12 protein-coding genes are annotated in these 15,873 nt (G+C 43.7%); all 12 read right to left on the bottom strand.

The genetic code is table 11. The features are described 5' to 3' along the window. Positions 1-252 precede the first annotated feature (252 nt). A complete protein-coding gene (locus OM416_RS02365) occupies positions 253-1,203 on the bottom strand; it encodes an alpha/beta hydrolase (protein ID WP_264926644.1) in 951 nt (316 codons plus the stop codon). A gap of 57 nt (positions 1,204-1,260) precedes the next feature. Continuing rightward, positions 1,261-2,313: an LLM class flavin-dependent oxidoreductase gene (locus OM416_RS02360; RefSeq protein WP_133384898.1), complete on the bottom strand. Its 1,053-nt coding sequence runs from the start codon at positions 2,311-2,313 to the stop codon at positions 1,261-1,263. Positions 2,314-2,341: 28 nt separating this feature from the next. After that, complete coding sequence (locus OM416_RS02355) at positions 2,342-3,211, bottom strand: NAD(P)-dependent oxidoreductase (protein ID WP_264926643.1); 870 nt, start codon at positions 3,209-3,211, stop codon at positions 2,342-2,344. Between the two features lie 159 nt (positions 3,212-3,370). Beyond that, entirely contained in the window at positions 3,371-3,955 is a 585-nt protein-coding gene (locus tag OM416_RS02350) for a TetR/AcrR family transcriptional regulator (RefSeq protein WP_264926642.1), read from the bottom strand. A gap of 1,190 nt (positions 3,956-5,145) precedes the next feature. Further along, positions 5,146-7,194 (bottom strand): glycoside hydrolase family 16 protein, encoded by a 2,049-nt coding sequence (locus OM416_RS02345; RefSeq protein ID WP_264926641.1) that lies wholly within the window; start codon positions 7,192-7,194, stop codon positions 5,146-5,148. Positions 7,195-7,347: 153 nt separating this feature from the next. Beyond that, a complete protein-coding gene (locus OM416_RS02340; RefSeq protein ID WP_264926640.1) occupies positions 7,348-8,889 on the bottom strand; it encodes a response regulator transcription factor in 1,542 nt (513 codons plus the stop codon). A 3-nt stretch (positions 8,890-8,892) separates the two neighbouring features. Beyond that, positions 8,893-10,731: a sensor histidine kinase gene (locus OM416_RS02335; RefSeq protein WP_264926639.1), complete on the bottom strand. Its 1,839-nt coding sequence runs from the start codon at positions 10,729-10,731 to the stop codon at positions 8,893-8,895. Between the two features lie 73 nt (positions 10,732-10,804). Beyond that, complete coding sequence (locus tag OM416_RS02330; protein ID WP_264928775.1) at positions 10,805-12,457, bottom strand: extracellular solute-binding protein; 1,653 nt, start codon at positions 12,455-12,457, stop codon at positions 10,805-10,807. Between the two features lie 339 nt (positions 12,458-12,796). Next, positions 12,797-13,921, bottom strand: a complete 1,125-nt coding sequence (locus OM416_RS02325) for a stalk domain-containing protein (RefSeq protein WP_264926638.1) — start codon at positions 13,919-13,921, stop codon at positions 12,797-12,799. Between the two features lie 82 nt (positions 13,922-14,003). Then, positions 14,004-14,195: a hypothetical protein gene (locus OM416_RS02320; protein WP_264926637.1), complete on the bottom strand. Its 192-nt coding sequence runs from the start codon at positions 14,193-14,195 to the stop codon at positions 14,004-14,006. A 103-nt stretch (positions 14,196-14,298) separates the two neighbouring features. Then, entirely contained in the window at positions 14,299-14,586 is a 288-nt protein-coding gene (locus OM416_RS02315) for a Ger(x)C family spore germination C-terminal domain-containing protein (protein WP_264926636.1), read from the bottom strand. 349 nt (positions 14,587-14,935) lie between these two features. Next, a complete protein-coding gene (locus OM416_RS02310; RefSeq protein WP_264926635.1) occupies positions 14,936-15,775 on the bottom strand; it encodes an AraC family transcriptional regulator in 840 nt (279 codons plus the stop codon). Between the last annotated feature and the right edge of the window lie 98 nt (positions 15,776-15,873).

Here is a 15,873-nt window from a genome sequence, read left to right as displayed (position 1 = left end):
GAATTTCCAAGAGCGGAGGTCTAAATCCACCGGCTTCTGATTTGCACCTTCACGAATGTTAAAACCAAACTCGGTCACTGTGCTGGCTTCAGGGATTTCAATTTCAGCTTCAATTTCGTAAGCACCTGCAATAATACCTTTTAACAGATTCTCTGAAGAAGGACTCACCGACTTGTTAGAAGCAGCATACAAAGTTGTCTTTGGACAATAAACTCTAGCTATTTTACTGCGGATCGGCTTCCCTCTGCAGCTTTAAAGAACCCTGTTGGGATGAAGTGCTCGGGCCATCGCATCCATATAACTCTGAACAGCGCGCTGACTCACTTCTGTTTCTGGAGCAAGACTTTCGAAAAGGTGGAAGCAACCCGGATATAGGTGAAATTCTACGTCCACACCTGCTTGAGCAAGACGTGCCACATACTCCATCGTTTCGTCTCGGAATAGATCGAGCTGACCTACACAAGTATAGACTGGCGGCAATCCTGCCAAGTTCTCCGCTCTCGATGGTACTGCATAAGTAGATCCTCCACTGACATCGTTCTCCTTGCCCAAGTACATATTCCAAGCAGCAATGTTGTCCGTTCGGCTCCAGATTGCGTCCACTTCCGTAATCTCATGGCTGGATGGCGTGATGTTACGGTTATCAAGCATCGGGTATAGTGGCATTTGGAGAATAATGGATGGACCTCCTTTATCACGTGCCATCAGCGCGAGTGCTGCTGTCAGCCCTCCACCACCGCTAGCACCGGCAATTGCAACCCGATTCACGTCAATACCAAGCATTGCTGCTTCCTCCGTCATCCATACCAGCCCAGCATAACAATCTTCAATTGCCGCAGGATAAGGATGCTCGGGAGCGAGCCTATAATCGACTGATACGACAATACATTCTGCTGTCTGAACAAAACGTTCGCACAATTTGTCGTCCATATCGGGATGTCCTAACACGTATCCACCCCCGTGAATCCATAACATGGCTGGCAGTAAATCATTCGTTCGATCGGCAGGTTCATATATTTTGACCAGCATCTCACCTTTATCTCTCGGAATTTTCCGGCTAGTTGTGTTTACATGCTCTGATTTACTCACAGAGGTAGCCGATACCAAGTTTCTGCTCCACTCTAAATTTTTCTCCAATTCAAACCCTGGAAATTGTGAATATACCTCTTTTAATTCTGGTAATATACGTGTCTCAATACTCATGATAATTCCTCCAAATATAATAATGAATTCGTTCATTTATGTTTTTTTAGTTAATTCTTATCTCATTTCAGCTTCCCACTTGGAAATTTCCTCTCGTACTCGCGGTGCAACCTCTTTACCGAGCAATTCTATAGCCCGCATTACTAACTCATGTGGCATCGTGCTTAAGGGAACATACATCATGAAACGTGTAATTCCTACATGCTTGCGCAGATGAATAATTTTTTGAGCAACTGTTTCCGGATCCCCTACATACAACGCACCATCAGAGCTGCGGGCAGCGTCATAGCTGGAACGGTCGTAATATGCCCACCCCCGCTCTTTGCCGAGTTTATTCATGCCGTACTGAGTGGACGGAAAAAAGAGTTCTGCGGCCTTTTCTGTATCTTCTGCAACAAATCCGATAGAATGTGAACCTACCCGAAGCTGCGATACATCATGACCAGCATGAGTTGCCGCCTTTTTATACAGTTCTACAAGTGGCGCGAATTTCGTTGGATTACCACCGATAATTGCCAGAACTAGTGGCAGACCTAGAATTCCAGCACGTATGGCAGACTCCTGAGTACCGCCGCTACCGATCCATACAGGTATAGAATTCTGAACAGGACGCGGGTATACCCCCAGATTATGTATCGCTGGTCGATGGCCTCCACTCCAAGTTACTTTCTCGGATTCCCGTAATTTAAGAAGCAGTTCAATGTTTTCATTAAATAAATCCTCGTAGTCATTCAGGTTATAACCAAACAGTGGAAAGGACTCAATGAAGGAACCACGACCGGCTATAATCTCGGCACGTCCATTGGAGAGACCGTCAAGCGTGGCAAAATCCTGAAACACACGGACAGGATCTGCTGAAGAAAGCACCGTCACAGCACTTGTCAATCGAATTCGTTTTGTGAGGGGCGCCGCAGCGGACAACACCATGGCTGGTGAAGATGCTGCATAATCATCACGATGATGCTCACCTATGCCAAACACATCAAGTCCTACCTGATCTGCAAGGACTATTTCTTCCACGACTTCTCGCAATCGCTGAGCGTGACTCATCACAACTCCGGTCTTAGTATCAGGCTTTGTTTCTACGAATGAAGTAACACCTATTTCCATAATTAATCTCTCCTTATATTTTCTTTCTTTAAGAGGAATGCTCAAGACAACGGATTAAAGCCGTCCAATCCAACTCACCATAACCATGGGTAATTCCTTCAGAGAGGTGTTGATGAATAAGCTGACCTAAAGGTAGTGGAGCTTGAACTGACTTGGCTGCCTCGATAGCTAATGCAACATCCTTTAACCCGAGCTTCATTTTAAAACCGGCTGGTTCAAAGCGCTGTTCAGTCATGATCGCGCCATAGTTCTGATATACCGGAGATTGAAAAAGAGCATTCACAACATCCATATATCGGGACGGCTTAATGCCGTGCTTTTCAACCATGAGCTGCGCTTCCGACAAAGCTTCCAGCATTGATGCAATCAAAAAGTTAACGCCTATTTTTACAATGTTACCTTCTTCACCATGATCCCCGATCTCAAATATCTCTTGACTTAGTGCTGTTAACATGGGAAGTACTCGTTGTCTTGCGTGTTCAGGACCAGCTAAAATAATGCGCAATGTAGCTGCTTTAGCCGCATCCGGGCGCCCCATTACGGTGGCAGACACAAAGTGCTGGTTTCTCTCCGCATGCAAAGCGGATAATTTCCGAGCCAGATCTACGCTGATCGTACTGGCAGATACGTGGATTCCATTTTCAGATAATCCGTTCAGAACACCATTTGGTCCCTCAACAATCTCTCTCAAAGCAGCATCATCAGATAACATGGTAATTACAAGATTGCTTTCTTTCGCCGCCTCTAGTGGTGTTTGGACATAATGTGCTCCCTGTTTTATTAACGGTTCAACTTTTTCAGGGGTCCGATTAAAAATGACTACGTCATAACCCGCTTTCAACAGGTTTTGTGCCATTGGAAGGCCCATATTTCCAAGTCCAATAAACGATACCTTCATTGGTTGCATCTCCTTATTGTTGATGGATTGTTTCCATAACGGAATGAATGTTCCAGAATGATCAAAAAAAAAATGGTCTTACAGATACTCTTCAAATGGCAACTTCAAAATATGAAGAATATAATAACGGAACAATCATTCCAATATCATTAAAAAAAATTATATCCCTGCAATTACAAAATTAATCATCTCTTTTGCACGTTCTGGATTATGACCTGTTTTGGCCATAATATTTATGCTTTGATGTAAATTCAGCAATAAATAAGACAATGTTTTGATATCTGTTGTTTTATCTATCTCTCCCGATTGTTGGCCCTTCTCCAAAAGCTCGCAAAATGCTTGTTCCAAATCCGAAAAACTAGTCTGTATCAAGACATTTATCTGTTCATCTGGTGACTCCAATGTTGTAGCTGTATTCGTTACAAAACATCCGCCCGGTAGGCTCGTATCGTATGCTGAAGCAATATGATATTCAAAAAATTGAAGAATTCCATCTCTAACGTTGGATGCTTGTTCAAGAATGGTCTGCTTATTGGAACTCCCTTTTTTATAATGCTCCAGGGCATCTCTGTACAAGGTTTGCTTGTCGGAAAACGTATCATAAAGGCTGGATCGGCTAATGCCCATCACTTCCAGTAAATCCGGTATGCTGGCAGCCTCGTATCCTTTTTTCCAAAACAACAGCATTGCTTCGTGTAACGCTTGATTTTTGTCAAATTCTTTAGTCCTGGCGATAAGTAACACCTCCCGTTTCAGAAATATAACATATCTGAACCGATCAGTCCAGAAAAAAGTGAGCAGATCTTACGTGCACACTTTTGGACATACGGAAGACATTTATTAAGTCAAGGTTATTTTATATGAATTATAACGTTTACCATTGGTCTGATTCCATGAGTATAATAGCTGTCGAGGTCATTTGTTCTACATCCGTGAAATGCTCAAATGTGTGTGAAATTTTGGAAAATATCTATATTCGAGTAATCTTCGCCTTTTTTATATACCAAAACATTTTTCATAATGCAAACCACCCTATCCGATTTTGTATAGTTTCATAAATATTTAATCGCTTAAATTTGAGGACAGTATTAAGAATATCTAGCATTAAAGCAGTTTTTTACTGGTGCTAAATTATTTAACAGAGACAGTTACTTATATAAATCTGCCTCTTAATTTAAAATAATATATCATTCTCAGATTGTTGTTACGTCCAGCGTATTGACTCAGTCTTATACACGAATTACAATTCCAGCTACCCCAGCCGGTGTAGCGCTACCAGCTCATTTGACGTTTTATGTTGATAATCAGTTTCCAACACCACAGAGGGGTAGGCTAGGAACACTTATTGCTGATCTTCTTCGTTTCTGGAATCGGCACTACACACATTCGCTGCAGGAGATAGATCGAGTTACCAGACCTGCGTAAATGCATATGCAAGGTTTAACCTGCCTTCCATATGGTTCGAAAATAAGTTACTTAAAAACCCTTGCATCTCTCATGATGAGAAATTCAGGGGTTTCTTTTCTATACTTCTTGCACCTACTGTGGACGGCAACTGCCAGTCCTAGCATTAAAATTGCGTAGTGCACAATAATTGCATTTGTACTTAACAACTCATTTATAATCGTTGAGATATGGTATACTGACATCCAAATCACCTGCCAGTTAACTTAAATGAAACAGATAAAATATCAATCTAATTCGAAATGACACAATGTTCTTGTCCTTTTCGACAAAGAAACCAAGTTCTTGTCTTTCGACAAGAGTTGCAGCCGATGAACTAAATTATCAAGTCTAAATTTAAACGACCGATTCCCAGGTAGAAATATTGGGAATCGGTCATAAGCCTATTGTAGAGTATGAGATTTCAGGTTCTCCGGTTTGCCCAGCATCTGTTCCATCTGATCTTCATTCGCTGTATCCGAAATCGCAAATTACTGTTCTTTATACACGCGTACATAATCCACTTGCATCGTCGCCGGGATATCGGAGGCGTTTGGAGTACGGCCTCCGTCAAAGTTTCCGCCGACTGCCAAGTTCATAATGAGGTAGAACGGCTCATCAAAAGGTGCATTCGGATTATTCGGTGCAGCTGCGGAATACCATTGCTGGTTAGTGACTTTATAGAAAAACTTGCCGTCTACATACCATTTAATGTTGTCCTCTTCCCAGACTACCGAGTATACATGATAATCATTGGCAAAAGTTTGCCCATCCGGGAAGTGATAATCGCCGCCCGAAGACTGGTTCACGGGCCATTGTCCACCAAAGTGTATGGTACCGCTTACTGATCCAGGCAGACGTCCTCTCGCTTCCATAACATCAATTTCACCTGATGCAGCCCAAGTGCCGTATACCGAATCTTTTGGAAGCATCCACAGTGCTGGCCATACGCCATCACCTGTAGGAAGCTTCGCACGAAAATCTACTCTGCCGTACTTCAAGGACAGTTTATCCTTGGTGTTAATCTTTCCTGAAGAATACTGTGCATACCGATTTGGATCCTGCGGGAAAGATTTGCTATCGTTCATGGCTTTGATATTCAGCTTCCCGTCCTGTACATATACATTTTGGGTGCTATTGGTGTAGTGCTGCAGCTCTGCATTACCCCATCCCCAGGTAGCCGGATCGTTATTGAGATAATAGCCTGTTTCATAGTTCCATTTACTTGTATCCAGCGTAGTTCCGTTGAATTCATCCTGCCAGATGAGATTCATGCCCGCGATAGCCGGGTCGGTTGGTGTTCCGATGGAGATATCCTCTTGATCGGATACATCCGGACGCGGAGCATTTGGATTGCCGATGAAGGTATAGTTGACGAAGTTGTTGCCCATATTTCCACCCGCCTGTCCGTTCAGTGGATATCCAATACGGATCTGCATATTTTCTTGGATTGGCTGGAACCAAAGACCATAGACGTAATCGGCCCAGTATCCCCACTGATTGGCATCAGACATATTGTTATACCCATTACCGGAGTATGCAAATTTGCTCTGGCTGGAGTTACTCAAATCAACCCACTGCCCATTGATGTTAATTTGGTATACAAAATTGCCCAGTTCCTTGGCGATTGGCGCGCCCCCATCAATTTTGGGAAGCGGAAGCCCAATGGAACCATTCGCATCTGCTGTGAAGGTTGTTCCTTCGTATGGCGTAATGATATATGAATTTCTTGTAGGTTCATTAAAGGTAATCGTATAAACAACGTTAGCCGAAGTAGTCTTTGATTCCAATTTGACATTGATCGACTCCGTTACGTTAAACCAGTACCCACCGCCGCCATCCGTGAATTGGCCAAAATTGTGATCGTAGATCCAGCCGCTGGCTGCATTATTGTCAATATCAATCCATGTGCTGCTGTTTACAGGTTTGACATACACCTTCAAATCATCCGCTACGGCTTCATAGGTTACCGCAGCATTATTGTTAAACGTTGGATATGTAAAGCCTGCACCTCCTGTGAAACTTGCTGTGATTTGTGGACCTTGTGTTGGATTCATCGCTGTGATGGTTGTTTTGTTGATGTTTTGGAATACAAGTTGATACTCCAGCTTAACATCATTCGCTTTGGAGTACAGTTGAATCTCGGTTGTTGCGGAGAGGGTGAACCAATAGCCGTTGAAGCCGCCATCGCTCCAGTGCCCCCAGTTTTGGTTATAGATATAACCGCCTGCCTGGTCGATATCAACCCAGTTGTTTCCCACTTTTACATTAACGCCTACATCACTGTAAACATCATTCCATGTCGCGGAGCCTCCATTGAACTTAGGCATAACAAATCCGTAGCTGGCTTTGCCAACGCCTGATTTTGAAATAACAGGTCCATCTGCTGGTGAGAAGTACTCCATTGAGGTAACTGTCGTTCCCGCTGCCTGAACCTTTGAAGCTGGAAGTATGCCAATACTAGACAGCATCACAACCACAAGGAACATACCGAGTCCCTTTTTCATAAACCGTTTAGCCGTAAAGTGAGATGGTTTCATAATTGCCCTCCTTTAATAGAATAATAGCTTCTCCCAATCCATGTGCATTAAGGAAATCGCTTACATATGGGAATATCTTTATTCTATCGAATAGGTTCATTTGCTGAAAAGGTACAATTGTTTTTGTGGTATCCCATTTTTTTGGCTTTTGATTCAATCTGCCTTCTGCCGCATCATCTGTCGGTACTCTGTGGGTTGGATCTGCATCACAAGTCGGAACGCGCGTGTAAAGCTTTTGTAGCTTTCATAGCCAACCATAGCAGCCACCTCAACAATTTTATGATCGGTTTCGGCGAGAAGCTTGCGGGCTTTATCCAGACGTACATCTCGTAGGTATTCAGCAAAACCTTTACCAATATTCTTCTTAAACAGATTTGAAAAATAAGCATAATTAAGCGATACATGATTGGATACCATCGCGAGGTCCAGCGGTTTGTGGTAACTCTCGTGTATGAAACGAATGGCTTCATTTAGATCCTGCGAATTTCGATAGCTGCACTTATAGTCATAATATAACTGATTCAGCCGAAGCAGCTGTTGTTGCAGTGCTTGTATATAATCACGCATCCCTTGATAATCAAAGAGATTACGCAACGATTCAAGGTCCAGTACTTCTTCCCCCATGTAAGGCCGGATAACTCGTTCGTATTCCTCCATCATCTGAACGGTGGCGGCGCAGAGCTGTTGGGTATAGCGAATAGGATAACGTTGCAGCACCTTTTTGCGAAATATTGCAGAAATACCCTGAGTAATTGTTCCACTGTTATCTGTTCCAATCGACTGGAACAGTTCATATAAGTCTTCATAGGGAAGTTGCCACTGTTGTTCCATATGCTCAATATGTGCTGGGGAGATACTGTACTGATCAGGAAACAGATAACTGTGGCGATAGAGCTCAAGCACTTGGTTATAGCCTTCTGGTAGGTCTTTTAACCCCTGAATCGGGTTAGTCATGGTTGTTAGGGCACTGATCTTTTCTTCCTTGAGCGATGCAGGCAAAACACTTGGATCTATGGACGCATCCACCGCAAGGATCAGGTGTGGGCGATGTTGCAGGCAAATACAACCTTCTCTGCCAAACACGCGATAAGCAATGGCTTCCATGTTATGAGCGCTGCTGGCTCCGGGCTGGTTAATGCTAACTTCTTCCCGCAGCAGGGCGAGGCGATAATTACGCCATAACGCATCATTTTGTTCCTCAATCTGAAGAATCCATGCGTCATCACTTAACGCACCTTGCATAAACATTCTTAATTCTTTACGATCAGTCTCTTGGGCGAGACGGGATACATGCTGCATATTATGCGTAAGTGCCTGCCGTGTCTGGATCTCTTGCCATACAAGCTCTAGGGAATTTTGCAGATCCTCTCGCTTCAAAGGTTTGAGCAAGTAGCCCTTTGCCCCAAGCCCGATCGCTTTTTGGGCATATGTAAAATCACTATAACCGCTGATAATGAGGTATTCCACATCCATGTATTCCTCTTTAGTTTGAGCCATGAGTGCCAACCCATCCATATCCGGCATCCTAATATCGGTAATCACGATGTGAATGCAATGCTGCCGCAATAGGCACAGCGCCTCAATCCCGCTCGCGGCACAGTATATGTTGCTCAGCTCCAGAGGAAATTGATGTAGCATGGCCTGCAGGCCATCACGAATGTGTTTTTGATCGTCCACAATCAGGATATTCATCATGCTCTACCACCCTCCAAGATTTACATTTTCCCAAGGCAAGCGTATCGTTACGCAGGTATATGCACCTTGCACACTATCAATCCAAAGACCGCAATTCTTGCCATAATGAAGCTGCAACCGCTTATTCACGTTTTCCAAACCAAGTCCGCTCCTGCTAGTAACCATGGGCGTATCTGATTCGCTCCGCAGTATTGCCTGAAGACGGTGTAACATCTCAGGATCTAACCCCTCTCCGTTATCTCTTATGTTAATGAAAAGCAGACTGTCATTCTCCACAGAAAAGGTAATCCCTATAGTTACCCTGCCGCCTGAAGGTGCCCCGTGATGAACTGCATTTTCAACGATGGGCTGCATACACATCTTGGGAATGGCGTAGCGAAGGATCTCCTGAGGAAGATCCGCCGTCATAACGATACTGCCGCCTTCCATAAAGTTGATAAATTCAATATAACTTTGGATATTGGCAAGCTCCTCACGAAAAGCAACGGTATCGCTACGCCACTGCATACTGTAACGTAGCTGGGAGCCCAACGACACCAATGAATTGGCTATAGCAGGTTGCCTCTGTACCTCTGCCACCATGCGAATCGATTCAAGGGCGTTATATAAAAAATGAGAATTAATCTGCGAATGCAAGGAGTGCAACTGTGCGTTTTTGGCAATTAACTGCTTATCCACGACCTGTGTCATTAGACGTTTGACCTCATGTAACATTTTATTGTAATTCACCGCCACTTCATCGATTTCATCCCCTTTTTCGTTCTCATCAAGGCCTGTATCAATCATTGCATCCAGCTCGCCTTTCCGTACCTGACGCATGGAACCCAGTACGCTGTCCAACCGCCGGAAAATACGCCGCGTCGTTTGGGATACGAGTAGCATAATCAGCAGCAATACACCTAATGTAATCGTTACCACAAATGCATACCAACTGCGCGGCCCCTTCATCAATGCCTGATGGGAAGCGATATCGACCACATAAGTGTTCAACGGAGCGATGTATCGATACAATACATAGAAGCTCTGATCTCCTACCTCGACCTGAAGTGGGCTTTTCTGCGGAGATACATCCAGCTGGCGATGAATACTGCCAAGGATCTCCTCCATCCCCTGCCCATACTTCTCAGAAAACTCATGTTGGGGATTGTAAACATACTGGGGAGGATCGCTTGCGTTCATCAACACTGAAAAGAAGTCCCCTTTGCTCTCCTGGAGCAGGTTGCTGAAAAACATGCTGTGTGGGACTCGCACTTCCATAATACTAGGGCGTTTTTGTTCCTGCCCTTGAAGGCGAACCAGACGATAGTAGGATAATGTGTGTTCACCATCCCTAAAAGAAAATAAGCGGTAAGCCGCACCACCTTCGTCCCGAAGCTTTACCCAATAATCCTGCGGCCAAAATTTCTTATAATGATAGATTTCAGGCCAGATTTCATACAAGTTTGGGTTATCGACGTAAAAGCTAAGCTCACTGATCATCACATTGCTTTGAATAATATTAAGCATTTGCTCAAACTGGTTCTGCTTAAACTTCACCAGACGTAGTCCATCTACAAGCATATTGGAATGAATAAAATCCACAAAAGATTTCTGAGTGAGGGTTGTGTTGGAAGCGTTCTCAATCATGTCCATTCTTCTGCGTAATTGTTCATTCAGCCATGAAACGTGGCTGTTGCCCGTTGCCATAGCGTCCTTATATAGCTGGGTTTCTTGCATGCGGATATACACAAAGGATATCAAAATAACAGGTATGGCAATCATCAGGCTAAATGCCAGAAACAATTTTTGGGATATACGGGCATTGCGATAAAGCTTCCTCAATCTCGTTAGTAGGTATTTCATTCTGATGCATTCACCACCTTTTTTTTATACCATATATTACTATTTTGCTGATAGTTAACAATGTAGGGAATGGTTATCTGGCTATCTTGGCTTTCCGCAGTTCCAGTTCAGCCTGGCGATATTCCATCACCTGATTAAAGCCGTAGTTCACACGACGTATCAGAAAATTTTCGAAAATTTTGTCAAAGGCAGCTTCATCCTTCGCTGTAATCAGTTCTGGCAGTACTTCTTCCCAATTCTGAGAAATACGTGACCAAGCTAACGCAATATCGGAATCCCCTATAGGATCTAGTCCCTTATAGATGCCGCTGTCCAGATCGGCCTGTTGGTTGGCGAACTCTTCCATTTGCTTAATGGATGGCGCATTCTCTGGTCTCCACTTGTTAACGAAAGCAGGGTTTCGCAGCATCCAGTAGGTATCCATAATGCCATATTCCTTTTCCAGACGCTCCCTATCCGTGTCATGCAACTGAACCATTGCCGCCGTCAACTGGGGTTTGCCGTTCTTCATTGCCCAGGTTTCACCTTCTTTGCCCAAAAATAAATCCCTTTGGCCTTCTTCGCTGGTCAGATAGGTCAAAAATCGGATGGCTCGTTCAGGGTTTTCCGTGGATCTGCTAATCATCGTAACCATCCAGCCATCCATGCTGCCGGGAAACAGTTTGGCGGATTCTCCCCTGCTGCTCCGAGGTCCATCTACAGCAATATAGTATGAACTCTGATTTGTAAGGACTTCCAATTTCGAATTGAGGTCCGATATATCTGTCCATTCCCGAATCATCATAAAATATTGGGCATGGTTGGTTTTTTCCTGCACCTGTGCACTGGAGTCGACCAGAAAATCCACATTAATCAGGCCCTGCTCGTAAGCGGTACGAAATGTTTTCAGCCACTTAATATAATCGGGATCTGTCATTCGGTCGTATACTTTACCGTTCTGTTCATGGGGGATCGCAAGCAGATTTTGCAAATATTCGGTCATCCCATAGAATGCATTCCCCTGTGCCCAAAATGGACTGATCAGCTGGCCTTTATAAACAGAATATTGATTCTTCAACAATTGCAGTGCATTTAGAAAACCTTTCGGTGTGGTAAAGTCCGGTTTGCCCATTGACTCATACAGATCTTTACGTACGAGAAAGGTTTGGTTCGCTCCCGTCAAGCCGGTTGAACGCATCTGTTCGGGACTGTACGCATCATTGGGGATGACATAGGTATGGCCGTCTTCCTGCCGATACCATTGTAGAGCACCATCACCTGCTACCTTGTAAAAGTAAGGATCATACTGGTTGGCTAGCTCATCCAGGGCATAGATGAGATTACTCTCCCGAAGTTTGTTAACCGCACTCTCCCAGGAGCCGATGGTTATCAAATCCGGCAGACTACCGGTCGTCAACATCCGTGATAACATCTCGCTTGGTTCACCAGTTGATACTTCAAATTCGATATTGACCCCTGTTTTTTGGGTGACATATTTGGAAGTCAGGCTCTCACCCCAAGTGTGCCCGTACCATTCGGCTCCAACGAACCACGTTAGATTCACGGGGGTGGTATCCAGCTTCCATGACGGTTCTTCCAGATTCAGATTAAGGCTCTGTATCTGCTCCGTGAAGTCAGCCTTTGTCGGAGCACCCCTATCTTCCGATTGCTCTGACTCAGAACAAGCAGACAAGCCTGACATCAGGCATATCATCAACAAGGCTAAAATAAAAGGACGTCGAAACATGAACACCTGCGCGCCTCCTTTCTATACTTTCCATTTCCCTCCCCATCTGCACTAGCATTCAGACTAGTGGTGGTACAACCGATTTTACTACCCTTGGATTAAAATGGAAATGGTTTAGTAGCATACTCGGAAATATCATTGCTGGCTTTGTTGGATCGTGGTTAGGGTATGAACTGTTGGGACCGAGGGGGCCGGTAGTCTAAAGCCGCAGATCCTCCCTGCTCCCCTCATCGTAAAACGACCACAAAAAAAGGCTAACCAGTAATTACCGGCTAACCTGATCATACGAAAGCCGCTCTGCGGCTCTATTATTGTAACCCCACCTCATGTAACCTTGTATTAGGATAGCCGATGAATCGACCATACTATATCCGTACTGAATCCAATGGGTAGACCATCAGCTTCGTAATATAACCCGACTTGATCACCTGCCTGCAGCTCTACATCACCGGTTAACGTCACCGTCGCACTACCTAGTACAGTTCTCATAGTTAAAACTAACGCTATATTAACGTCAAGGAAAGGCATATAACCTTTTATTAAATCAATATTGCCATTCTTCTTTACAGTAAAAACCGGATCAATCTCTCTTCCCATGCTTACATTGATTGGCGCGTCAATCTTATAATTAACAGTTGCATGTATGGCATATCTACCAGTATCCGGTGCCGTAAATATCCCTGTAGCAGGATTAAATGTAGGGCTTCCGTAATATGGAGACGCCTCGCTCCAATTCGAAAATAGCGTGCTACTATTGATTGAGTATTTCGTACGGGTAACAGAAAATCCTTCCGAGGTAAAAGAAGTCCCCGCTGGGCCTGGATCTCCTTGCGGCCCTGCTGGACCTTGCGCTCCTACTGGCCCTGGATTTCCTTGCGGTCCCACGTGGCCTTGTGGTCCTGCTGGACCCGAAGCTCCTTGTGCTCCAACTGGTCCAGTCGCTCCGGTATCGCCTTTATCTCCCTTCGCTCCATCGCCTGTCGAATTCTGCGATTCTTCGACAACTGATGGCAAAGTATTGATGATGATGGTTTTGATAGTGGAATTCCATACTACTTTTGCTCCGAATAATTCCGCAATAAAACGTACTGGTACCATAACCCGGCCCTGTATGATCTTAGCAGGTTGATCGAGCGCGACCTTTTCCTCTACATCACCGATTTTAACGCTGGCAGTCGGGTTGCCAATAATTAGAATACCCGATGCATCTCCTTTAATAACCGTTATGGTTTGTGTAGAACTGTTCCAGTTAAGAGATACACCGAGCGATTCTTCAAGGACCCTTAAAGGTATAAGTGTGGTTCCTTTATGGACAACGGGGTTGACGTCGCTCTGGACTACACTATCATTAACAATAATAGAGATCTCGTCTATTTGGCCGATTGGAGACGCCTGAGCAGCAGAAACCACAACCAACGTCATTACAAGCAAAGATACAATGGATAATTTCAATCTTTTTATCACTTAACTTTCCCCCATATTAATGAATTATTATTCCTTCATCTCGGTTGCGATCATCTGCAGAATTCGAGCCCTGCGATTTCAACTAAAGCTCCAAACAACGGATAGAACGTTCCTTATTATCATCGAACAACCAAAGGATCGTATCATTCTCCACGTAGACATTGTAGACAAAATTATAGGAGCTGAAGTCATACGAAAGTAGTACGCTGCCCTGAAAAAAAACGATCGTTCCGGTAAAATTGTCTGAATTCGGAATGGACACCTTTTGTATCATCCGGTGCCCTCCGAAATTATAGCTATCTTCAACGAAAGCAGGGAGCAATACCGCGGTGGTATGCTCCCTGTTTTTGTTCAATTATAATTTCTCGTTAGTTCAATTACTCTACTGCTCCAGTGGAGCCGATTCGAAGATCAACTTCCACATCAAAATGCGCTCGAGATAGTTCTTTCCCCCAGTCGGCCTGTGCTTCCTTGTATAAGGGATACTGATATGCCCTGGCATAAAAGCCATACCCGAAAGGATCGATATTATAGTTTTGACACTTTTTAATAAGCGCCTCCATGCTTTTTTTCATTTCCTTGCTTAATTTATTTGCCATTTCCTCGGAATTTCCCAAAAGCTCAAATTCAAGAAACTTTTCAGTTATGCTGACGATCGACTTCACTTTAATGTTGAATTGAAATCTGCCATTTTCATGAGAGGATTTCGTTTTTACCGATATATCCCCTAAGAAAAACTCACTTTGTCGATGTTAAATGGCATGGTTTGTTGCAAATCATCAACAGGAAAAGTGAGACTGACCCCTGGTTCAAATTCATTTTTCAAAATGTGAAGAAGTGACGTCTCCTGATAGGTCAAAGAAGTTCTATACTCTCCTTTTCGGGATAAGAGAGTCGTTCCTGATACCTTGTCAATCAAATCCGTGTGGTTCAATGGTTTGCAAAAACTAGGCTAAAACTAGTAGATTATATCTTCCTAATTGTAAGATCACTACTCACTGATACGGGATTAATTTATTTAACCTTGACACGATACTTAGCAGGAGTGATTCCATGCTCACGTTTGAATAAACGTACAAAATAGTTTAAATCCATGCCTACCATTATCGCGATCTCACCTACAGACAGCTCTGTATGCTCAGACAGTAGCTCTGCCCCTTTAAGTAATCGGAGGCGTTGCAAATAATGACTTGGATTAACGCCATAAATCTCTTTAAATTTGCGTTGAAAATGTTGCTTTGAATAACCGACCGTATCGGCAATATTAGCAAGGCTTAAGTCTTCCATATAATGCTGCTCCATATATTGTACAGAGGCGGGAAGCATATCTTTTGCACTTGTACTACTTCGATAGTTTTGTATGGGCTTCTCACTTTGAGTCATAGTGGCGATGTAGGTTAACATACTATAAATTTTGGTCGAGGCTGCATGGTAAGGATCACGCTCCTTAGGCTCACTTACATACCATAGCTCCCTAATATCTGATTCCAGCTGCTGTAATTTAGGTTCACTCATTGAGATTGGTTTCATGATTGGAAGTTGAAGTGCGTTAACAAGGGACTCAACAAAGCTCCCCTCAATTCCTATAAATCCTAATAACCAGGGTTCATTTGTCGAAGGACCATAATCATGAGCGAGTTTGCTTGGTACAAATAAGATATCTCCCCTCCTCATCTTGATATAAGGCTGTTTATCAAAGTGAAAGGTTCCTGATCCTGCAAAGCAAATCATGCATTGAAATGTTGGATAACCAATAGGTCGATACATCGGGTGCTGGTGATGTAATCCGCAGCTGTACAATGACAAAGGTAATTCGATGTTGGTTTTATTATGAAAAAGCCTAAATGGTAACATGCTCCCGCTAGATCTCTCCTTTAAGATTAAAGACAATACTGTTCTGAAGTGCTTGATGTTGAAAGTACGTTGTATCTAATACTCATATACGATTATAA

Origin of the sequence: Paenibacillus sp. LS1 (genome assembly GCF_026013365.1) — a bacterium.
GTDB lineage: Bacteria > Bacillota > Bacilli > Paenibacillales > Paenibacillaceae > Paenibacillus.
This window is presented reverse-complemented; position numbering and strand designations above follow the sequence as displayed.

Bases quoted from the DNA above. Each gene is read 5' to 3' on its own strand.
- OM416_RS02320 (WP_264926637.1), bottom strand. From the start codon at position 14,195: ATGATACAAAAGGTGTCCATTCCGAATTCAGACAATTTTACCGGAACG.
- OM416_RS02330 (WP_264928775.1), bottom strand. From the start codon at position 12,457: ATGTTTCGACGTCCTTTTATTTTAGCCTTGTTGATGATATGCCTGATG.
- OM416_RS02335 (WP_264926639.1), bottom strand. From the start codon at position 10,731: ATGAAATACCTACTAACGAGATTGAGGAAGCTTTATCGCAATGCCCGT.
- OM416_RS02340 (WP_264926640.1), bottom strand. From the start codon at position 8,889: ATGATGAATATCCTGATTGTGGACGATCAAAAACACATTCGTGATGGC.
- OM416_RS02310 (WP_264926635.1), bottom strand. From the start codon at position 15,775: ATGTTACCATTTAGGCTTTTTCATAATAAAACCAACATCGAATTACCT.
- OM416_RS02355 (WP_264926643.1), bottom strand. From the start codon at position 3,211: ATGAAGGTATCGTTTATTGGACTTGGAAATATGGGCCTTCCAATGGCA.
- OM416_RS02345 (WP_264926641.1), bottom strand. From the start codon at position 7,194: ATGAAACCATCTCACTTTACGGCTAAACGGTTTATGAAAAAGGGACTC.
- OM416_RS02360 (WP_133384898.1), bottom strand. From the start codon at position 2,313: ATGGAAATAGGTGTTACTTCATTCGTAGAAACAAAGCCTGATACTAAG.
- OM416_RS02365 (WP_264926644.1), bottom strand. From the start codon at position 1,203: ATGAGTATTGAGACACGTATATTACCAGAATTAAAAGAGGTATATTCA.